This window comes from Burkholderia sp. APQ4-4ca (assembly GCF_057837105.1).
This window is the reverse complement of sequence record NZ_JBYQCG010000100.1, coordinates 39,403-60,506: the sequence shown is the minus strand read 5'-3', so window position 1 is coordinate 60,506 and position 21,104 is coordinate 39,403. Positions and strand designations below refer to the sequence as shown.

Sequence of the window (21,104 nt, the reverse complement as noted above, 5' to 3'; positions counted from 1 at the left end):
GCAGGGGCCGACTGCACCGGGCACGCGCGCGGCCGCACGCGGCTCCGTCGCCCATGAAAGACATTCTCGTCCTCTATTACAGCCGTCACGGCGCCACGCGCGATCTCGCGCTCGCGATCGCGAACGGCATCGACAGCGTGCCGGGCATGCAGGCCCGCATCCGCACCGTGCCGCCCGTGTCGGCCGTCTGCGAAGCCACCGCCCCCGACATCCCGGCCGACGGCCCGCCGTACGCGGAGCTGCGCGACCTCGAGGAATGCGCGGGCCTCGCGCTCGGCTCGCCCACCCGCTTCGGCAACATGGCCGCGTCGCTCAAGTATTTCCTCGACGGCACGACGCCGCAATGGCTGTCCGGCGCGCTGACCGGCAAGCCCGCGAGCGTGTTCACGTCGACGGGCAGCCTGCACGGCGGCCAGGAGTCGACACTGCTGTCGATGATGCTGCCGCTGCTGCATCACGGAATGATGATCGTCGGGATCCCGTACACCGAATCCGCCCTCAGCACGACGCGTACCGGCGGCACGCCGTACGGCGCATCGCACGTCGCGCAGCACGACCGCGCGGCGCCCGGCGGGCTGTCGGCGGACGAGAAGGCGCTCGCGGCCGCGCTCGGGGTGCGGCTCGCGCGCGCCGCCGCGGCGCTTTCCAGCGCCCAGGCCGACGAGGCCGCATGAACGCCCCCGCCCGCCCCGCCGTCGCGGCCCGGCCGCGCTACGCGCTGGCCGCCGCCGCGGGTCTCGTCGCGCTGATCGCGCTGTCGCTCGCGTGGGAGCTGTGGCTCGCGCCGCTGCGCCCCGGCGGCTCCGCGCTGATGCTCAAGGCCGTGCCGCTCGCGCTCGCGCTGCCCGGCGTCTGGCGGCGTAACATCTATACGATGCAATGGGCGAGCATGCTGATTCTCGTCTATCTGGCCGAAGGCATCGTGCGCGGGATGTCCGATCGCGGGCTGTCCGCGACGCTCGGCTGGTGCGAGACCGCGCTTGCCGTCGGCTTCTTCGTGACGGCGCTGGCTTACGTCGCGCCGTTCAAGCGCGCGGCGAAAAAACCGCGCGCCACGTCCTGACCCTTACGCGACAAGGTGATGATGTCCTCCGAAGCTTTCGTTTCCGCGTGCCGCGATGCGATCGGCGCCGACCACGTGCTGACCGAGCCGCACGATACCGAACCGTTCCTGACCGACTGGCGGCGCCGCTACAAGGGCGCGGCGTGCGCGGTGCTGAGGCCCGCGAACACGGCCGAAGTCGCCGCGCTCGTGAAGCTCGCCAACGCGCACGGCGTCGCGCTCGTGCCGCAGGGCGGCAACACGGGCCTCGCGGGCGGCGCGACGCCCGACGCGAGCGGCAACCAGGCCGTGCTGAGCGTCGCGCGCCTGAACCGCGTGCGCGCGCTCGATCCGCACAACAACACGATTACCGTCGAAGCCGGCGTGATCCTCGCCGACGTGCAGGCGCGCGCCCGCGAAGGCGGCCGGCTGTTCGCGCTGAGTCTCGCGGCGGAAGGCAGCTGCACGATCGGCGGCAACCTGTCGACCAATGCGGGCGGCACCGCGGTGCTGCGCTACGGCAACGCACGCGAGCTGTGCCTCGGGCTCGAGGTCGTGACGCCGCAGGGCGAGATCTGGGACGGGCTGCGCGGCCTGCGCAAGGACAACACGGGCTACGATCTGCGCGACCTGTTCGTCGGCGCCGAAGGCACGCTCGGGATCATCACGGCGGCCGTGATGAAGCTGCATCCGCTGCCGGCCGCGCAGGTCACGGCGCTCGCCGCGCTCGAATCGCCGCACGCGGCGCTCGATTTCCTCGCGCTCGCGCAGCGCGCGGCCGGCCCGCTGTTGACCGGCTTCGAGCTGATGTCGGATTTCTGCATGCAGCTGGTCGGCAAGCACTATCCGCAACTGCGTTACCCGTTCGCGCAGACCCATGCGCAAACGGTGCTGCTGGAGCTGTCCGACAACGAAAGCGAAGCGCATGCGCGCGCGCTGTTCGAGAAACTGATGGAGGAAGCGTTCGAGGCGGGACTCGTGGTCGACGCGGTGGTCGCGGAGAATCTCGCGCAATCGCGTGCGTTCTGGGACCTGCGCGAGCACATCCCGCTCGCGCAGGCCGACGAAGGGCTCAACATCAAGCACGACATCGCGGTGCCGATCTCGTCGATCGCACGCTTCATCGACGAGACCGACGCGGCGATCCAGCAGGCCGCGCGGGGCGCGCGGATGGTCACGTTCGGCCACCTCGGCGACGGCAACCTGCACTACAACGTGCAGATGCCCGAGGGCGGCGATCCGAAGGCGTTCCTCGCCGCGTTTCAGGCGCCGATCAACCGGATCGTCTACGACAACGTGCACCGCCATCACGGCACGATCAGCGCGGAGCACGGCATCGGCCAGTTGAAGATCGACGACGCGCAGCGCTACAAGTCGCCGGTCGAGACGACGCTGATGCGCACGCTGAAGACCGCGCTCGACCCGCGCGGCCTGATGAATCCCGGCAAGGTCCTGCGCTGAAGCCGCCTACTCCGGAGCCAAGCCCGTGAAAGTCCGCGTCCTGTCCGACCTGCATCTCGAAAACAACCTGCCCGACGCGATCCCGCATGCCGCCGCCGATCTCGTCGTGCTGGCCGGCGACATTCACAATCACGTGGAAGGCCTGCGCTGGGCCGCCGAGACGTTCGACCCGGCGGTGCCGGTGATCTACGTGCCGGGCAACCACGAGTATTACGACGGGGAATTCGGCGCGCTGGAGACGGCGATGCGCGACGCGGCGCATACGCTCGACCACGTGCATTACCTGAACAACGGCGTCTACGTCGATCCGGCCCGGCGCTTCCGCGTGCTGGGCACGACGCTCTGGGCCGATTTTTCGCTGTTCGGCCAGGACGAAGCCAGCGTCGCGCGCGCGATCGACGCCGGGCAGCGCGTGATGCTCGATTTCAGGGGATTGATCCAGGTGACCTGGCCGCACGATGCGGCGGTGCATGCGAAACCGAGCGCGCCGGAACGGGATTTCGCGCCGGCCGATGCGATCGCGCTGCACCGGCGGGGCCGAGCGTGGCTGGAAGCGCAACTGACGGCGCCGTTCGCGGGCAGGACGATCGTCGTCACCCATCATGCGCCGCACCGGCGCTCGCTGGCGGAACGCTATGCGCAAGATCTGGCTTCCGCGGGATTCGTCACGGACATGGCGGAACTGGTGAGGCCGCCGGTGGATCTGTGGCTGCACGGCCACACGCATACGTCATTCGACTACGTTGCGGACGGTGGCACGCGCGTGGTGTGCAATCCGCGCGGCTACCTGCACCGGCGCACGGGCGAATGGGAAAACCCCGCGTTCGCGTGGGACAAGGTGGTCGAGCTCGGCTGAGTGCCCGCCCGGGCGGCCGCGTGGCGCGGCCTTCTCGACCTCAAGCGTAACGGCGGCGGGATCAGCGGCCGGGGCGGCGCGGCTCGCGCACGCGGACCGGCACGGGCTTCAGCTGCGCCTTCGCTTTCATCGCACGCAGCAGGTCGCGGGTCGCCGCCGCGGCGGCAGCCGCGCCCAGCAGGACGCCAAGGCCGATCATCAGGTGCGTATCCATCGCTACTCCGGTGTGGTGTATCTCGTTAATTCCAACAGTATCAAACTGTCTGACACACGTTCGTAAAAAAATGTTGCGTGAACGAAAAATCTCGTCAGATTGCGGTCGACTGCGCCGTCATGTCGCACGCGTGTACTGTTCGAGCGCGGCTTCGTCCGCTTCGAGCGTGAGCGGCAGTTCTTCGCGCAGGAAATCGACCCAGGTCCGGATTTTCGCGTCGAGGTACTGGCGCGACGGATACAGCGCGTAGATGTTCATCACGTGCGACCGGTAATCGGGCATCACGCGCACGATGTGCCCGCTGCGCAGCCAGCCGATCGCCGAATAGAGCGGCAGCCCGCCGACCCCCATCCCCTCCCGCACGGCCACCGCGAGCGCCTCGGCGACGTTCACGCGGAACGGCGGCGCCGTGATCGGCACCACCTCCTCGCCGTTCGGCCCCGCCAGCGCCCATTCGTCGAAGTGGAAGCCCGGCGCGACCATCCCGAGGCACACGTGCTGCGCGAGATCGGCCGGCCGCTGCGGCACGCCGTGCGACTCGATATAGCCGGGCGACGCGCACACGACGCTGTAGCTCTCCCCGAGCCGCTGCGACACGAGCCCCGAATCGGGCAGATCGCGGCCGACGACGATCGCGACGTCGTACCCCTCGTCGAGCAGGTCGGGCATCCGCTGCGCGAGCGTGAGCTCGACGTGCACGTCCGGATAGCGCTCGCGGTAGCGCGCGACGGCCGGCACCAGATAGTGCTGGCCGAGGCTCGTGAAGCAATGAACCTTCAGCTTGCCGGACGGGCGCGCATGCGCGTCGCCGGCCTCGGCTTCGGCCTGGTCGACGTAAGCGAGGATCTGTTCGCAGCGTTGCAGATAGCGCTCGCCGGCTTCGGTCAGCGCGATCCGGCGCGTCGTGCGGTTCAGGAGACGCGTGCGCAGATGGGCCTCGAGATCCGAGACCGCGCGCGACGCGTAGGCGGTGGTCGAATTCATCTGCTGGGCGGCCGCGGTAAAGCTTCCCGCGTCGACCACGCGGACGAATACCCGCATGTTTTGTAACGTATCCATCCGATTACCCGTGTGAATCCGCAAGGATTGTTGCACAGGGTCCAACAAATATTATCTCAAGATTCGTAAAAATGACTTGCACCGTTGTCCGTTTATTCAGGAATCGCTGAAAAATATAATCGCCTCCGACTCATCTATATCCGAAAGGGAGAAAATCGTGCAGTCTCCGGCGACAAAAGGGACGCTCGCACTGGCGGTTCTTGCAGTCTCATTAATAATGGCCGGTTGCGCGAGCATGGGCGACAACCACACCCAGTCCACTCGCATCCACGCGAACGCGCTCGACGCCGGTGCGGCCATCCGCGCGGCCGATCGCGACGCGGGCTGGCCCGCCGCCGACTGGTGGCGCGCGTATCGCGATCCGCAGCTCGACGCGTGGATCGCCGCCGCCCAGGCCGGCAACCCGACCCTCGCGGCCGCCGAGGCCCGCGTGCGCGAAGCGCAGGCAATGGCGCGCGTCGCCCGTTCGGCCGAATTGCCGCAAATCAACGGCAACCTGTCGCTGATGCGCCAGCACTGGCCGGACAACGTGTACTACGGCCCGGGGCCGCTCGCCGATACCGACACCTGGAACAATACCGGCACGCTCGGCTTGTCGTACCACCTCGATCTGTGGGGCAAGGACAAGAACGCGACCGAGCGCGCGCTCGACACCGCGCATGCGACCGCCGCCGACGCGCGGGCGGCCAAGCTCGAACTCGAGGTCAACGTGGTGCGCGCGTATGTCGGCATGTCGATGAACTACGCGCTGCTGGATCTCGCGCACGAAACGTACGAACGCCAGCGCTCGCTTGCCGATCTCGCCCGCAAGCGGTTGCAGGCCGGCCTCGGCACGCAGCTCGACGTGAGCCAGGCGGAATCGACGCTGCCCGACTACGAGCGGCAGATCGACAGCTATGAGGAAGCGATCCAGCTCGCGCGCCACCAGCTCGCCGCGCTGGCCGGCAAGGGCCCGGGCGCCGGCGACGCGATCAAACGGCCGCAACTGGCGGTCGATGCGCCGGCCGGCCTGCCGTCGGCGCTGCCGGCCGACCTGCTCGGCCGCCGCCCCGACGTCGTCGCGGCGCGCTGGACGGTCGACGCGCAGGCGCGCGGCATCGACGTCGCGAAGGCGTCGTTCTACCCGAACATCGACCTGCTCGCGACGGTCGGCGGCTTCGGCGTGACCGCGCCGTTCACCGACTTCCTGCGCGCGATGAACGGCGGCTGGACGGCCGGCCCCGCGCTGTCGCTGCCGATCTTCGAAGGCGGGCGGCTGCGCGCGCAGCTCGGCGCCGCGAATGCCGGCTACGACCAGGCGGTCGAGCGCTACAACCAGACGATCGTCGGCGCGCTCAAGGACATCGCCGACCAGGTCGTGCGGATCCGCTCGCTCGATACGCAGAAGAAGGACGCCGCGCGCTCGGTGGCGGCCAACAATCGCAGCTATCAGTTGTCGCGCGAAGGCTTCCGCCGCGGGCTGACCGATTACGTGAACGTGCTCGTCGCGCAACAGCAACTGCTGCGCGCGCAGGAGACGGCCGCCCGCATCGACGCGGAACGCCTCGCCGCGCACGCGCAGCTGATGGCTGCGCTCGGCGGCGGGGTCGAGACGGGGACGGATGTTCCGGGCGGCGCTCCGTCGGGCGGCGCTCCGTCGGGCGGCGCTCCGTCGGGCGGCGATCCGTCGGGCGGCGATCCGTCGAAGGACAAGGCTGCCGCGCGCGCCGCCGCTGCGCCAGCCGCCGCGTCGGGCACGAAACCCGCGGCGACCATCGCCCGACCCGCGCAGGTCGCAACCGCCGGCGGCACCGCTGCGTCGGCCGCCGCCGTGCCGGCCGCACGGTAACGCGGAGCGCCGCCATGTCAGCTTCCTCCCCCGCTTCCCCGCGCGCCGATGGCTCGTTCGCGGCCTGGACCGCCGCGTTCGGCGACTGGGCGCGCACCGACGGCGCCGCGTGGCTCTACCTGTTCAAGGCGCTGCTCGCCGCGTTCATCGCGACCGGCGTGTCGATGCGGCTCGACCTGCCCGCGCCGAAAACGGCGATGACGACCGTATTCATCGTGATGCAGCCGCAAAGCGGCGCGGTGCTCGCGAAAAGCTTCTACCGGGTCGCCGGCACGATCTTCGGGCTGATCGCGACGCTCACCTTCGTCGGGCTGTTCCCGCAGCAGCCGGAACTGTTCCTGCTGGCGGTCGCGCTGTGGGTTGCCCTGTGCACGGCCGGCGCCGCGCGCAACCGCAACTTCCGCAGCTACGGCTTCCTGCTGGCCGGCTACACGACCGCGCTGATCGGGCTGCCCGCGTCGCAGCACCCGGACGGCGCATTCATGAGCGCGATGACGCGGGTGGCCGAAATCATGGTCGGGATCGTGTCGGCCGGCGTGGTCAGCGCGCTCGTGTTTCCGCAGACCACCGGCGAGCAGATGCGCACGACGGTGCGCAAGCGCTTCGGCAGCTTCGTCGACTACGTCGCCGCGGCGCTGTCGGGCAAGCTCGACCGCGCGCACATCGAAACCATCCATACGCGCTTCGTCGCCGACGTGGTGGGGTTCGAGGCCGCGCGCAGCATGGCCGTGTTCGAGGATCCCGACACGCGGATGCGCAGCGGCCGCCTCGCGCGGCTGAACAGCGAGTTCATGAGCGCGTCGAGCCGCTTCCACGCGCTGCACCAGTTGATGAACCGGCTGCATGCGGCCGGCGCGCGGGCCGCGATCGACGCGATCGAGCCGTACTTCCGCGAAATCGCCCCGCTACTGCTGACGCCCGCCGGCGAACCGGTGCGCACGTCGGCCGACGCCGGCCACGCGGCCGCGCAACTGCTCGCGTGGCGCGACGCGCTGCCGCGCCGCATCCGCGCGACGCGCGCGGCGCTCGAGACGCAGCCGGACTTTCCGCTGCTCGACTTCGATACGGCCGCCGAACTGCTGTACCGCTTCATCACCGACCTGCACGAGTACGCGGCCACCTACGCGTCGCTGTCGAGCGCGACGCACGAGCGCGAACGCTGGATCGAGCGCTACGAGCCGCGCACCAATGCGACGGCGATGGTGATCGCGGCGATCCGCACGGCGAGCGTGATCCTGCTGCTCGGCTGGTTCTGGATCGAGACCGCGTGGCCGAGCGGCGTGACGATGACGCTGACGGCCGCCGCCACCTGCGCGCTCGCGTCGTCGACGCCGCGTCCGACCGCGATGTCCGCGCAGATGGGCATGGGCACCGCGCTCGCCGTCTGCACGGGCTTCCTGCTCACGTTCGGCATCTATCCGCACATCGACGGCTTCCCGCTGCTGTGCGTCGCGCTCGCGCCGCTGCTCGCGATCGGCATCTTCATGACGCTGAAGCCGAAGCTCGCCGGCTACGGGATGGGTTATCTGATCTTCTTCAGCTTCCTCGCCGGCCCGGACAACATCACGCACTACGACCCGACCAGCTTCATGAACGATTCGCTCGCGCTGGTGCTGGCGATGCTGGCGTCGGCGATCGCGTTCGCGGTGCTGTTCCCGCCGACCGCGCCGTGGCTCAAGAGGCGGCTCTTCGCGGACCTGCGCCACCAGGCCGTCGCGGCCGGTCACGCGCGGCTCGCGGGCTTGCGCACGCGCTTCGAAAGCGGCGCGCGCGACCTGATGTACCAGGCGCACACGCTGTCGGCCGACCAGCCGGACGTGCAGCGCGACGCGCTGCGCTGGATGTTCGCGGTGCTCGAAACCGGCAACGCGACGATCGACCTGCGTCACGAGCTCGCGACGCTGCCGTCCGACCCGCGCTATGCGAGCGCGACGCCGTGGCGGCGCGCGATCGGGACGATGCGCACCGCGCTGTCGGCGCTGTTCTCGAAGCCGAGCACCGCGCGTTTCGACGCGACGCTCGCCGCGACCAATGCGGCGATCGACGCGACCCGGCAGACGCTCGATGCGGTCGAACCGTCGCGCGAAGAGCGCCACCGGCTGCAGCGCATCCTGAGCCACCTGCATTTCGTGCGGACCGCGCTGCTCGACCCGGAATCGCCGCTCGAGCCGCTCAACCGCAACCGCCCCGCGCGCCCCCAACCAGGAGCCTCGTCATGATGCCGCGTGAAATCGCCATTCTCGATGCCTACATGCCGACCGTGGTGCTGATGTTCGTCCTCGGCGCGATCGCGACCTGGGCCGTCGACCGCCTGCTCGCCTATACCGGCCTCTACCGTCTCGTCTGGCACCCGTCGCTGTTCCGGGCCTGCCTTCTCGTCTGCATTTGCGGCGGACTCAGTCTCGCCGTTTACCGTTGATTCCGAACCATCATGATGCTCAGAAAACTCTTCGGCTTCATCGCGACCGCCGCCATCCTTCTCGTCGCGATCCTGATCGGGCGCTCGCTATGGGTGCACTACATGGACGATCCGTGGACGCGCGACGGGCGCGTGCGCGCCGAAATCGTCAACGTCGCGCCGGACGTGTCGGGCGCGATCGTCGAGCTGCCGGTGCATGACAACCAGCTCGTGAAGAAAGGCGACCTGATCATGCAGATCGACCCGTCGCACTACCGGATCGCCGTCGAGCAGGCGCAGGCGGCCGTGGCCGCCCGCCGCGCGGAACTGCAGATGCGCCGCGACGACGCGGCCCGCCGCGCGGATCTCGACGCGCTCGTCGTTTCGAAGGAAAACCGCGAGAACGCCGCGCACAGCGCGTCGAGCGCCGATGCGCAGTACCAGCAGGCGCTCGCCGCCCTCGACGCCGCGAAGCTCAACCTCGAACGCACGCGCGTCGTCGCGCCGGTCGACGGCTACATCACGAACCTGCAGACGTTCAAGGGCAACTACGCGGTGGCCGGCCAGGCGAAGCTGGCGATCGTCGACAGCCACTCGTTCTGGGTCTACGGCTACTTCGAGGAAACCAAGCTGCCGCGCGTGAAGATCGGCGCGCCGGCCGAAATGCGGCTGATGAGCGGCGGCGTGATGAAGGGCCATGTGGAAAGCATCTCGCGCGGCATCTACGATCGCGACAACCCGCAAAGCCGCGACCTCGTCGCCGACGTGAACCCGACCTTCAACTGGGTGCGTCTCGCGCAGCGCGTGCCGGTGCGCATCCGGATCGACGAAGTGCCGGCCGACGTGGTGCTGTCGGCGGGCACGACCTGCACGGTCATCATCGATCCGGACAAGCAGAAGAAATCGTAAGCGCCGGGGCGTGCCGCACGCTCAGTGTGCGATGCGGAAACGCCCGACCAGCGCCTTCAGCGCCTGAGCCTGCTCGTCGAGCGCGTTCGCGGCAGCCGCCGCCTGTTCGACGAGCGCCGCGTTCTGCTGGGTGCCGGCATCCATCTGCGTGACCGCGCGGCCGATCTCGTCGATCCCCGCGCTCTGCTCGTCCGACGCCGCCGAAATCTCGCCGATGATGTCGGTCACGCGCTTGACCGCGCGCACCACGTCGCCCATCGTGCGGCCCGCGTCGTGCGCGAGCGCCGCGCCGTTGGCCACGCGCTCGACCGACGCGCCGATCAGTTCCCGAATCTCCTTGGCCGCGGTCGCCGAGCGCTGCGCGAGCAGCCGCACCTCTCCGGCGACCACCGAGAAACCGCGCCCCTGCTCGCCGGCGCGCGCGGCCTCGACCGCCGCGTTCAACGCGAGAATGTTGGTCTGGAAGGCGATCCCTTCGATCGTGCCGATGATGTCGCGGATGTTCTTCGCGCTGTCGTCGATCTCGCTCATCGTCGCGACCACGCGCCCGACGACCTCCCCGCCCGTCTCCGCCACCGCCGACGCATTGGCCGCGAGCGTGCTCGCCTGCCGCGCGTTCTCGGCGTTCTGCCGCACGGTCGACGTGAGCTGCTCCATGCTGGCCGCGGTGCGCTCCAGCGCGACGGCCTGCTGCTCGGTGCGGCGCGACAGGTCGAGGTTGCCGGTCGAGATTTCGCCGGACGCGGCCGCGATGGCCTCGGCGCTCACCGCGATCTCGCCCACCGTGGCCGCAAGCCCCGTCTGCATCTCGGCCAGCGCGCGCACCATGCTGCCGCGGTCGTGGCGGGCGAGCGCGATCGGCCGCGTCAGGTCGCCGCGCGCGATGTCCGAGGCAATTTCCTTCGCGAGCGCGGGCTCGCCGCCGAGCTGCGACGCGAGACGCCGCACGACGCGCTCGGCGATCACGACGGCCAGCACGATCAATGCGGCCGTCATCGCCGCGATCATCGCGAACGACGACGAAAAAATGGTCGCGGATGCATCGAGCGTCGCCTTCGACTTCTCGCCGCGCGTCTTCACGAGTTCGGCGACGAGTTTTTCGAGCTTGCCGGTTTCGACCAGCAGCGACACGTCCTGCGTGCCGACCTGCCAGTTCATCTGCGACAGGTCGAGCGGCTGCGCGCGCACCAGCGTGACGAAATCGCGCAGATGCGTGCTCCACGTGCCGACCGCCGTCGAGAACGCGTGCAGCCGCGCCGAATCGCCGGTATCGGACGGATCCGCATAGCGCTGCAGCGTGCCGAGCGCCTGGCCGATCGACGCGAGCCCCGCGCTCACTTCGGCGCCGAGCTCGTCGCGCTCCTTCGCGGTGGTCGCGGTCAGCAGCATCTTCTGCGCGCGGCTCGCGCGCAGCACCTCGGCCCGCACGTCCGCCGCCGCCCGGCTCGCGACGTGGCCCTGTTCGTAGACCGACGCGATCGACGCGTTCAGCCGGCTGATCTGCCACAGCGAAAACACGCCGATCGCGAGCGTGCCGGACAGCAGGATCGCGAATGCGGCGCGCAACGTCGCCTTGACGGTCCACGGCCGACGCTCGCGACGCGCCGCGCGCGCACGCCGTGCGACACGACCGGCGGCAACACCGGATGCGGCGACGGCCGCACCGGGCTGTGGATGCAAAGATGCTGCTTTCATCGAACTATCCCCGTATGGATCACGCTGCCGGAAAGGTCGGTCCCGGCGGTCCCGCGATGGCAGGCCATGCCGCGCGTCCGGCGCCCGCCCGGCGGGTAGCCGGTGCCAGGCGCGGCGCGCGTGTTGTCATTGGGTCGTTCTACGGCCGCCACCGCCGTTTCTTGAGTCCGGAAAAACACCCACCGGGCCCCGGGCGCGGCCCCGCTGAAAGGGCCGACGCGCCGCCAGCGTTATACCCGTCCAAAAAAGCACGCGGCCGATCCGTCCGACGAATGTCTGATTCGCGACAAAACTTGGCCGGACATTCTCGATGCGCCACATTACACTTCTTTGACGCATCAACGAATCAACCACGCGCCGATCCCCAACAGAGCGCGCCAGCCACCTCAACTCGTTCAGCTCACATGGAAACCAGCCTCGACTCCGGCGCCGGTGCCGGCGCAGCCGCCGCCCAGCCGTCCGCACCGCCCGTTGCCCGCACCGTCTACCCGGTGCTCGGCGCGATCAGCTTCTCGCACATGCTCAACGACATGATCCAGTCGTTGATCCTCGCGATCTACCCGATGCTCAAGAGCCAGTTCGCGCTGTCGTTCGCGCAGATCGGCCTGATCACGCTCACCTACCAGATCACCGCGTCGCTGCTGCAGCCGCTCATCGGCCTCTATACCGACAAGCGCCCGAAGCCGTATTCGCTGCCGGTCGGCATGGGCTTCACGCTCGCGGGGCTGCTGTTGATGTCGGCGGCGTCGAATTTCCCGATGCTGCTGGTGGCCGCGGCGCTCGTCGGCTGCGGCTCGTCGGTGTTCCATCCCGAATCGTCGCGGGTCGCGCGGATGGCCTCGGGCGGCCAGCACGGGCTCGCGCAGTCGGTGTTCCAGGTGGGCGGCAACGCAGGCTCCGCGCTCGGGCCGCTGCTCGCCGCGCTCGTGATCATTCCGCACGGCCAGCACAGCATCGCGTGGTTCTCGGCGGCCGCGCTCGTCGCGATGATCGTGCTCACGCAGATCGGCCACTGGTACAAGAAGCATCCGTCGATGAAGAAGAAGGCCGCACCGGCCGGGCACCCGACGCTGTCGCGCGGCCGCGTGATGGGCGCGATCGGCGTGCTGGTGCTGCTCGTGTTCTCGAAGTACTTCTACCTCGCGAGCATCAACAGCTATTTCACGTTCTACCTGATCGACAAGTTCCACCTGTCGGTGCAGGCCGCGCAGATCCATCTGTTCGTGTTCCTCGCGGCGGTGGCGGCCGGCACGCTGATCGGCGGGCCCGTCGGCGACCGGATCGGCCGCAAGTACGTGATCTGGGTGTCGATCCTCGGCGTCGCGCCGTTCACGATGCTGCTGCCGTACGCGAACCTGTTCTGGACGAGCGTGCTGACCGTGATCATCGGCGTGGTGCTGGCGTCGGCGTTCGCAGCGATCCTCGTCTATGCGACGGAGCTGATGCCCGGCAAGGTCGGGATGGTCGCGGGCCTGTTCTTCGGCTTCGCGTTCGGGCTGGGCGGCGTCGGCGCGGCCGTGCTCGGCCAGCTCGCTGACGCGACGAGCATCCCGTTCGTCTACAAGGTGTGCTCGTTCCTGCCGTTGATCGGCGTGCTGACGGTGTTCCTGCCGAACCTCGAAAGCAGCCGGCGCAAGAAGGCGTGACGAACGACCGGCCGCGGCGTGCGCGCCGCGGCCGGTCGAGCGGTTTGATGGAAAAAGTACGAGACGGCGGCTTCAGGCCGCTGTCGTCGCATACAGCGTCAGGAAGCGCTTGAGGATGCCCGACGAATAGCTGCTCGCGATCGCCGACAGGAAGTGCGAGAACGACTGCGTCGCGTGATCGTCGGCCGTATCGGAAATCGTGCGCACGAGCGCGAACGGCACGTCGTGTTCGGCGCACACCTGCGCGATCGCCGCGCCTTCCATCTCGACCGCGAGCGCGTCCGGCAGCGCGTCGCGCAGCGCGACGACTTCCTGCTCGCTCGACACGAAGCGGTCGCCGCTGATGACGAGCCCCGCGTGCAGCGCCGCACCGGCAAGCCCGAAGCGCTCGGCGAACCGCGCGCCCTCTTCCTCGACGAACAGCGCGCACGCGGCCCGCAAGCGGGCCGTCAGCGCCGCGTCGGTCGAAAAACGCGTGATGCCGAGCAGCGGCACCTCGTAGCGCGGAAAGAGCGGCGATGCGTCGAGATCGTGCTGCAGCAGCGTATCGGCGACGACGACGTCGCCGATACGCACCGTGCGCGACACGCCGCCCGCGACGCCGGTGAACACGACACCCGACACGCCGAACACGTGGATCAGCGCACTGACCGTCGCGGCGGCCGCGACCTTGCCGACCCGCGCGAGCGTGACGACGCAGGCCGCGCCGTGCAAGGTGCCGACGTGATAATCGCGACGGCCGAGCGTGACCGTCTTCATCGCGCCGTCGGCGCGCATCGCGGCGATCAGGTCGCCGAGTTCCTCGGGCAGCGCGGCCAGAATGCCGAGCGGACGCGCGGCAGGCGTCACGACCAGGTCGATATCCATCATTCCACCGCCTGCAGTTTCGCGACCGCGAGCGCGAGCCATTTCTCGCCATGGCGCTTGAACTTCACCTGCGCCTTCGCATCGGTGCCGTTGCCTTCGAGCGCGGTGACCGTGCCTTCGCCGAACTTGGTGTGGAACACCTGCTGGCCGACCCGGAAGCCGGTGTCGGCCGCGCGCTGCTTGTCCGCGAACGCGGGCAGCGGCGCGGACACGGCCGCATCGACAATCTGCTCGCGACTGCCGCCGCCCGGCCGCGCGAACCAGTCGCGCCCGTACCCGGCGTTGTCCGACCGCCCGCCCCAGCGCGACCCGGCCTCGACTTTCGGCGTGAGCCACTTCAGCACGTGCTCCGGCAGTTCGTCGAAGAAGCGCGAGCGCACGTTGTAGCGGGTCTGGCCATGCAGCATCCGGCTTTGCGCGAACGACAGGTAGAGCCGCTCCTTCGCGCGGGTGATCGCGACATACATCAGCCGGCGCTCTTCCTCGAGGCCGTCCGATTCGAGCACGCTGTTCTCGTGCGGGAAGAGGCCCTCCTCGAGCCCCGTGATGAACACGGCCGAGAATTCGAGCCCCTTCGCCGCGTGCACGGTCATCAGTTGCACCGCGTCCTGGCCGGCCTGCGCCTGGTTGTCGCCGGCCTCCAGCGACGCGTGCGACAGGAAGCCGGCGAGCGGCGTCATCGTGTCGGGGTTCTGTGCCGGATCGGCGGGCGATGCCGGATCGAGCACGTCGACCGCCGGATCGTCGGTCGCGGCGCCGAGCTCGGGCGCCGCGATCGCGCCCGCGCGCAGCGGGATCGAGCGGGCCGGCGTATCGAGCCCGTAGCCTTCCTCGGCGATGAACGCGGTGGCCGCGTTCACGAGTTCCTGCAGGTTCTCGAGGCGATCCTGGCCTTCGCGCTCGCCCTGGTAGAAATCGGCGAGGCCGCTCGCGCGCACGACGTGCTCGACGGTGTCGGGCAGGTTCATGTGCTGCGTGTCGGCGCGCATCTTCGCGATCAAATTCGCGAACCCGCCGAGGCTCGTGCCGGCCTTGCCGGTCACGTACGGAATCGCGGCGGCCATCGAGCAGCCGTACAGGCGTGCGGCGTCGGCCAGCTGCTCGACCGAGCGCGCGCCGATCCCGCGGGTCGGGAAATTCACGACGCGCGCGAATGCCGTGTCGTCGTTCGGGTTGTCGATCAGGCGCAGGTACGCGAGCGCATGCTTCACTTCCTGCCGCTCGAAAAAGCGCAGGCCGCCGTACACGCGGTACGGAATGCCCGACGACATCAGCGTGTGCTCGATCGAGCGCGACTGCGCGTTGCTGCGGTACAGGACGGCCACTTCGCTGCGCGCCATGCCGGTATTGATCAGCGAGCGGATCTCCTCGACGATCCAGCCGGCTTCCTGCGAATCGGTGCTGGCTTCGTACACGCGCACCGGCTCGCCGTGGCCGGCGTCGGTGCGCAGGTTCTTGCCGAGGCGGTGCGCGTTGTTCGAGATCAGCTGGTTCGCCGCGTCGAGGATGTTGCCGTGCGAACGATAGTTCTGCTCGAGCTTGATCAGGTTGCGCACGCGGAATTCGTCCTCGAAGTCGCGCATGTTGCCGACGTTCGCGCCGCGAAACGCGTAGATCGACTGGTCGTCGTCGCCGACCGCGAAGATCGCGTTCTCGCCGCCCGCGAGCATCTTGAGCCACGCGTACTGCAGCTTGTTGGTGTCCTGGAACTCGTCGACGAGGATGTGCCGGAAGCGCGCCTGGTAGTGCGCGCGCAGCGGCGCGTTGTACGCGAGCAATTCGTAGCAGCGCAGCAGCAGCTCGGGGAAATCGACGACGCCCTCACGCTGGCACTGCTGGTCGTACGCCTGGTACAGCTCGACGAACTTGCGGTTGAAGTTGTCGGTCGCGTCGACCTTGTCCGGGCGCAGCCCTTGCTCCTTCGCGTTGTTGATGAAGTACTGGACGTTCTTCGGCGGGTATTTTTCGTCGTCGACGTTCGCCGCCTTCATCAGCCGCTTGATCGCGGACAGCTGGTCGGCCGTATCGAGGATCTGGAAAGTCTGCGGCAGGCCCGCGTCGCGCCAGTGCGTGCGCAGCATCCGGTTGCACAGGCCGTGGAACGTGCCGATCCACATCCCGCGGGTGTCGATCGGCATCATCGCCGACAGGCGCGCCATCATCTCGCGCGCGGCCTTGTTCGTGAAGGTGACGGCGAGCACGGTGGGGGGCGACGCATAGCCCTGCTGGATCAGCCACGCGATGCGCGTGATCAGCACGCGGGTCTTGCCGCTGCCCGCCCCTGCGAGGATCAGCGCCGGTTCGTTCGGCAACGTGACGGCGGCGAGTTGTTCGGGGTTCAGATTGGCGAGCAGATCGGGCATGGAGCGGCAGCTGACGGGCGAGAAAAATGCGGACCCGACATTATAAGTCGGCCGCGCGATGCCGTTCCCGATCCGTTCAGCCACCCGTCGCCCGCGCGTGGCGGGCACGTTGCGGCCGCGCGCCGACAGGCCCGCACCGGCAAGGCGATGGCTGGCCGATGGGCATCCATTTATAATTGTCGGATTCGGCATCCAATTCACGCATTTTTCGGCAGATTTCCAACATGAGCGACAACACGCTTGCGAAGAGCTTCGAGCCCCATACCATCGAGTCCCAATGGGGGCCGGAGTGGGAAAAACGCGGCTATGCCGCCCCGGCATTCGATCCGGCCCGCCCCGATTTCGCGATCCAGTTGCCGCCCCCGAACGTGACGGGCACGCTGCACATGGGCCACGCGTTCAACCAGACGATCATGGACGGCCTCGCCCGCTATCACCGGATGCTCGGCGAGAACACGCTGTGGGTGCCCGGCACCGACCACGCGGGGATCGCGACCCAGATCGTCGTCGAGCGCCAGCTCGACGCGCAGGGCGTGTCGCGCCACGACCTCGGCCGCGAGAAGTTCGTCGAGCGCGTGTGGGAATGGAAGCAGAAATCCGGTTCGACGATCACGGACCAGGTGCGCCGCCTCGGCGCATCGACCGACTGGTCGCGCGAATACTTCACGATGGACGACAAGATGTCGGCCGCCGTGCGCGACGTGTTCGTCACGCTGTATGAACAGGGCCTGATCTACCGCGGCAAGCGTCTGGTCAACTGGGATCCGGTGCTGCTTACCGCCGTGTCGGACCTGGAAGTCGTCAGCGAAGAGGAAAACGGCCATCTGTGGCACATCCGCTACCCGCTCGTCGACGGCTCGGGCTCGCTGACGGTCGCCACCACGCGTCCCGAAACGATGCTCGGCGACGTCGCGCTGATGGTCCATCCGGAAGACGAACGCTACGCGCACCTGATCGGCAAGCGGGTGACGCTGCCGCTGACGGGCCGCGAGATTCCGGTGATCGCCGACGACTACGTCGACCGCGAGTTCGGCACGGGCGTCGTGAAGGTCACGCCCGCGCACGACTTCAACGACTACCAGGTCGGCCTGCGCCACAAGCTCGCGCCGATCGAGATCCTGACGCTCGACGCGAAGATCAACGACAACGGCCCCGAGCAGTATCGCGGCCTCGACCGCTTCGACGCGCGCAAGGCGATCGTCGCCGACCTCGACGCGCAAGGCTTCCTCGACTCGGTGAAACCGCACAAGCTGATGGTGCCGCGCGGCGACCGCACGGGCGTCGTGATCGAGCCGCTGCTGACCGACCAGTGGTTCGTCGCAATGACGAAGCCGGCGCCGGAAGGCACGTTCCATCCGGGCAAGTCGATCACCGAGGTATCGCTCGACGTCGTGCGCGACGGCCAGATCAAGTTCGTCCCGGAAAACTGGACGACCACCTACTACCAGTGGCTCGAGAACATCCAGGACTGGTGCATCTCGCGCCAGCTGTGGTGGGGCCACCAGATTCCCGCGTGGTACGGCGAGAACGGCGAGGTGTTCGTCGCGCGCAACGAGGAAGGCGCGCGCGCGCAGGCCGCGGCCAAGGGTTACACGGGGGCGCTCAAGCGCGACGAAGACGTGCTCGACACGTGGTTCTCGTCGGCGCTCGTGCCTTTCTCGTCGCTCGGCTGGCCGAACGAAACGCCCGAACTGAAGCACTTCCTGCCGTCGTCGGTGCTCGTCACCGGCTTCGACATCATCTTCTTCTGGGTCGCCCGGATGGTGATGATGACCACGCACTTCACCGGCAAGGTGCCGTTCCAGACCGTCTACATGCACGGCCTCGTGCGCGACGCGGAAGGCCAGAAGATGTCGAAGAGCAAGGGCAACACGCTCGACCCGATCGACATCGTCGACGGCATCGACCTCGAGGCGCTGGTAGCGAAGCGCACGACGGGCCTGATGAACCCGAAGCAGGCCGCGACGATCGAGAAGAAGACGCGCAAGGAATTCCCGGACGGCATCCCCGCGTTCGGCACCGACGCGCTGCGCTTCACGATGGCGTCGATGGCGACGCTCGGCCGCAACGTGAACTTCGACCTCGCGCGCTGCGAAGGCTATCGCAACTTCTGCAACAAGCTGTGGAACGCGACGCGCTTCGTGCTGATGAACTGCGAAGGCCATGACTGCGGCGCCGACAAGCCGGAAGTGTGCGGCGCGGGCGACTGCGGCCCCGGCGGCTACCTCGATTTCTCGGCGGCCGACCGCTGGATCGTGTCGCTCTTGCAGCGCACCGAAGCCGACATCGCGAAGGGTTTCGCCGATTACCGCTTCGACAACATCGCGAGCAGCATCTACAAGTTCGTGTGGGACGAGTACTGCGACTGGTATCTCGAACTCGCGAAGGTGCAGATCCAGAACGGCACGCCGGAACAGCAGCGCGCGACGCGCCGCACGCTGCTGCGCGTGCTGGAAACGGTGCTGCGCCTCGCGCACCCGGTCATCCCGTTCATCACCGAAGCGCTCTGGCAGAAGGTCGCGCCGCTCGCCGGCCGCTATCCGCAGGGCAAGGCCGAGGGCGAAGCGTCGCTGATGACGCAGGCGTATCCGGTCGCGAACCTGCAGAAGCTCGACGAGGCGTCCGAACAGTGGGCGGCCGACCTGAAGGCGATCGTCGACGCGTGCCGCAACCTGCGCGGCGAGATGAACCTGTCGCCGGCCACCAAGGTGCCGCTGCTGGCGGCCGGCGACGCCGAGCGCCTGCGCTCGTTCGCGCCGTACGTCCAGGCGCTCGCGCGCCTGTCGGAAGTACAGATCCTCGCGGACGAGGCGGCGCTGGACAAGGAGGCACACGGCGCGCCGATCGCGATCGTCGGCCCGAACAAGCTGGTGCTGAAGGTGGAAATCGACGTGGCGGCCGAACGCGAGCGCCTGTCGAAGGAAATCGCGCGCCTGACGGGCGAGATCGCGAAGTGCAACGCGAAGCTCGGCAACGAGGCATTCGTCGCGAAAGCGCCGCCGGCCGTGGTCGAGCAGGAGCAGAAACGCGTCGCGGAATTCCAGGGCACGCTCGACAAACTGCGCGCGCAGCTCGATCGGTTGCCTGCGTAACAAACGGTAAGGTCGTTTGCGTTCACTATAATCGGAACGTGAACATAGTCCGTCTGACAAGTCGATTACAGGAATAAAGGTTCGATCATGTTGAAAGTCACCAAGGCGGTATTCCCCGTGGCCGGCCTCGGCACGCGGTTCCTGCCGGCAACGAAGGCGAGCCCGAAGGAAATGCTGCCCGTCGTCGACAAGCCGCTGATCCAGTACGCGGTCGAGGAAGCGATCGCCGCGGGCATCACCGAAATGATCTTCGTGACCGGGCGCAGCAAGCGCGCGATCGAGGACCACTTCGACAAGTCGTACGAGGTCGAGGCCGAACTCGAGGCACGCGGCAAGGAAAAGCTGCTCGAACTCGTGCGCAGCATCAAGCCGAGCCATGTCGACTGCTTCTACGTGCGCCAGCCGGAAGCGCTCGGCCTCGGCCACGCGGTGCTGTGCGCGGAAAAGCTGGTCGCCGACAACCCGTTCGCGGTGATCCTCGCGGACGACCTGCTCGACGGCAACCCGCCGGTGATGAAGCAGATGGTCGACGTGTTCGACCACTATCACAGCTCGGTGATCGGCGTCGAAGAAATCCCGCCGTCGGAGACGAAGTCGTACGGGATCGTCGACGGCAAGGAATGGGAAGAGTCGATCGTCAAGATGTCGGCGATCGTCGAGAAGCCGGCGCCGGAAGTCGCGCCGTCGAACCTCGGCGTGGTCGGCCGCTACATCCTGAAGCCGCGGATCTTCGAGCATCTGCGCGCGCTGAAGCCGGGCGCGGGCGGCGAACTGCAGCTCACCGACGCGATCCAGGCGCTGCTCGCCGACGAACAGGTGCTGGCCTACAAGTATCAGGGCACGCGCTACGACTGCGGCAGCAAGCTCGGCTACCTGAAGGCGACGGTCGAATTCGCGCTGCGCCACCCGGAAGTCGGTGCGGAGTTCGAAACGTACCTGCGCACGCGCGACGGCGGACAAACCACCGTCTGAACGCGGCAAGGGCTCGCCCCGGCGGGCCCGCCCTCACTTCGCGGCCACCGCTTCAGCGCGCGTCGGCCGGCTTCACCGAGACGACGCCCGGCATGCCGACCGCGTCGTCTTTTTTCGTCTTGACGAGCCAGCCGCTGCCGTAGCCGAACGGCACCTTCGCCAGCGCGCTCTTCACGAGCGCCGGCGCGGCCTGCTGCGTGCCCGGATCGCGATCGCGCAGCGACGCGGACACGCGATAGACGTCGGCGCCCGATTTCGCATCGACGAAGCGCAGCGTCAGCACGTGGCGGTACACGCGGCCCATGAACGGCAGCGCGAGCGGCGCGGGCCCGTCGACCGTCACGCATGCGCTGCTCGCCGCGCCGCACTGCTCGGCGCTCGCCGCGACCGCCGCCGGCTGCGTCGCATATGCGATCGACAAGCGATAGCGCGCGTCCTTGAGCGGCTGCGCATCGAAGCCGCGGCGCGCGAGTTCGTCGCGCACGAGCGTCTCGATCCGCCGGTACTCGGCGTCGCCCGCCTGCGCGGCCGTCCGCACGAAATCGTAGCCGTGCGCCCCCGATGCAAATGCATTCGGCTGCCCGACCGCACTCACGCCGCTCGTCACGCCGGCGCAACCCGTCAACAGCGACGCCGCCAGCGCGGTCGCCGCCCATTGCTTTCTCATGGCTTTCCCCAAATACCTGCCGTCGTGCCCGGCCC

Annotated in this window: 17 protein-coding genes; 11 read left to right on the top strand and 6 right to left on the bottom strand. The window is 68.4% G+C overall.

Features of this window, described 5'->3' with window-relative positions; genetic code table 11:
• The first annotated feature begins 53 nt into the window (after positions 1-53).
• The 4 genes from wrbA to AC3IFE_RS12110 are packed head-to-tail and all read left to right on the top strand — an operon-like array spanning position 54 to position 3,359.
• Positions 54-674, top strand: coding sequence for an NAD(P)H:quinone oxidoreductase (gene wrbA / locus AC3IFE_RS12125; RefSeq protein WP_089467267.1), 621 nt, complete (start codon positions 54-56; stop codon positions 672-674).
• Positions 671-1,063, top strand: a complete 393-nt coding sequence (locus AC3IFE_RS12120; RefSeq protein ID WP_089467266.1) for a DUF2069 domain-containing protein — start codon at positions 671-673, stop codon at positions 1,061-1,063. Before wrbA ends, AC3IFE_RS12120 begins: the two co-directional genes overlap by 4 nt.
• 18 nt (positions 1,064-1,081) lie before the next feature.
• Positions 1,082-2,503 carry an FAD-binding oxidoreductase gene (locus AC3IFE_RS12115; RefSeq protein ID WP_489190683.1) on the top strand — a complete coding sequence of 474 codons (1,422 nt, stop codon included), beginning with the start codon at positions 1,082-1,084 and terminating at the stop codon, positions 2,501-2,503.
• Positions 2,504-2,528: 25 nt separating this feature from the next.
• Positions 2,529-3,359: a metallophosphoesterase gene (locus AC3IFE_RS12110; RefSeq protein WP_489190682.1), complete on the top strand. Its 831-nt coding sequence runs from the start codon at positions 2,529-2,531 to the stop codon at positions 3,357-3,359.
• 61 nt (positions 3,360-3,420) lie between these two features.
• Here AC3IFE_RS12110 and AC3IFE_RS12105 read toward each other — a convergent pair whose 3' ends face one another.
• Together AC3IFE_RS12105 and AC3IFE_RS12100 are read right to left on the bottom strand one after the other, a co-directional pair.
• Entirely contained in the window at positions 3,421-3,573 is a 153-nt protein-coding gene (locus tag AC3IFE_RS12105; protein WP_162838134.1) for a hypothetical protein, read from the bottom strand.
• Between the two features lie 117 nt (positions 3,574-3,690).
• Positions 3,691-4,632 (bottom strand): LysR family transcriptional regulator, encoded by a 942-nt coding sequence (locus AC3IFE_RS12100; protein ID WP_489190681.1) that lies wholly within the window; start codon positions 4,630-4,632, stop codon positions 3,691-3,693.
• A gap of 157 nt (positions 4,633-4,789) precedes the next feature.
• On the opposite strand from AC3IFE_RS12100, the gene AC3IFE_RS12095 reads away from it, so the two are divergent.
• The 4 genes from AC3IFE_RS12095 to AC3IFE_RS12080 are packed head-to-tail and all read left to right on the top strand — an operon-like array spanning position 4,790 to position 9,767.
• Positions 4,790-6,460, top strand: coding sequence for an efflux transporter outer membrane subunit (locus tag AC3IFE_RS12095; protein WP_489190680.1), 1,671 nt, complete (start codon positions 4,790-4,792; stop codon positions 6,458-6,460).
• A 14-nt stretch (positions 6,461-6,474) separates the two neighbouring features.
• Complete coding sequence (locus tag AC3IFE_RS12090) at positions 6,475-8,679, top strand: FUSC family protein (protein ID WP_489190679.1); 2,205 nt, start codon at positions 6,475-6,477, stop codon at positions 8,677-8,679.
• Complete coding sequence (locus tag AC3IFE_RS12085) at positions 8,676-8,879, top strand: DUF1656 domain-containing protein (RefSeq protein WP_006476212.1); 204 nt, start codon at positions 8,676-8,678, stop codon at positions 8,877-8,879. Before AC3IFE_RS12090 ends, AC3IFE_RS12085 begins: the two co-directional genes overlap by 4 nt.
• A 12-nt stretch (positions 8,880-8,891) precedes the next feature.
• Complete coding sequence (locus tag AC3IFE_RS12080; RefSeq protein ID WP_301738898.1) at positions 8,892-9,767, top strand: efflux RND transporter periplasmic adaptor subunit; 876 nt, start codon at positions 8,892-8,894, stop codon at positions 9,765-9,767.
• Positions 9,768-9,788: 21 nt separating this feature from the next.
• Here AC3IFE_RS12080 and AC3IFE_RS12075 read toward each other — a convergent pair whose 3' ends face one another.
• Complete coding sequence (locus tag AC3IFE_RS12075) at positions 9,789-11,462, bottom strand: methyl-accepting chemotaxis protein (protein WP_489190678.1); 1,674 nt, start codon at positions 11,460-11,462, stop codon at positions 9,789-9,791.
• Between the two features lie 404 nt (positions 11,463-11,866).
• On the opposite strand from AC3IFE_RS12075, the gene AC3IFE_RS12070 reads away from it, so the two are divergent.
• On the top strand, positions 11,867-13,108 hold the full coding sequence (locus AC3IFE_RS12070) for an MFS transporter (protein WP_301738896.1): 1,242 nt from the start codon (positions 11,867-11,869) through the stop codon (positions 13,106-13,108).
• 72 nt (positions 13,109-13,180) lie between these two features.
• On the opposite strand, the gene AC3IFE_RS12065 is transcribed toward AC3IFE_RS12070, so the two are convergent.
• Both AC3IFE_RS12065 and AC3IFE_RS12060 read right to left on the bottom strand, forming a co-directional pair.
• Positions 13,181-13,978, bottom strand: coding sequence for a 5'-methylthioadenosine/adenosylhomocysteine nucleosidase (locus AC3IFE_RS12065; protein WP_489190677.1), 798 nt, complete (start codon positions 13,976-13,978; stop codon positions 13,181-13,183).
• Positions 13,975-16,338, bottom strand: a complete 2,364-nt coding sequence (locus tag AC3IFE_RS12060; protein ID WP_089467256.1) for a UvrD-helicase domain-containing protein — start codon at positions 16,336-16,338, stop codon at positions 13,975-13,977. The genes AC3IFE_RS12065 and AC3IFE_RS12060 overlap by 4 nt, the downstream gene beginning before the upstream one ends.
• Positions 16,339-16,562: 224 nt before the next feature.
• Here AC3IFE_RS12060 and AC3IFE_RS12055 point away from each other — a divergent pair, with 224 nt between their 5' ends.
• Entirely contained in the window at positions 16,563-19,430 is a 2,868-nt protein-coding gene (locus AC3IFE_RS12055; protein ID WP_489190676.1) for a valine--tRNA ligase, read from the top strand.
• Positions 19,431-19,517: 87 nt separating this feature from the next.
• Entirely contained in the window at positions 19,518-20,402 is an 885-nt protein-coding gene (gene galU / locus AC3IFE_RS12050) for a UTP--glucose-1-phosphate uridylyltransferase GalU (RefSeq protein ID WP_089467254.1), read from the top strand.
• A gap of 52 nt (positions 20,403-20,454) precedes the next feature.
• Here the strand turns inward: galU and AC3IFE_RS12045 are convergent, their stop codons facing one another.
• Positions 20,455-21,069 carry a DUF4136 domain-containing protein gene (locus AC3IFE_RS12045; protein ID WP_489190675.1) on the bottom strand — a complete coding sequence of 205 codons (615 nt, stop codon included), beginning with the start codon at positions 21,067-21,069 and terminating at the stop codon, positions 20,455-20,457.
• Positions 21,070-21,104 lie beyond the last annotated feature (35 nt).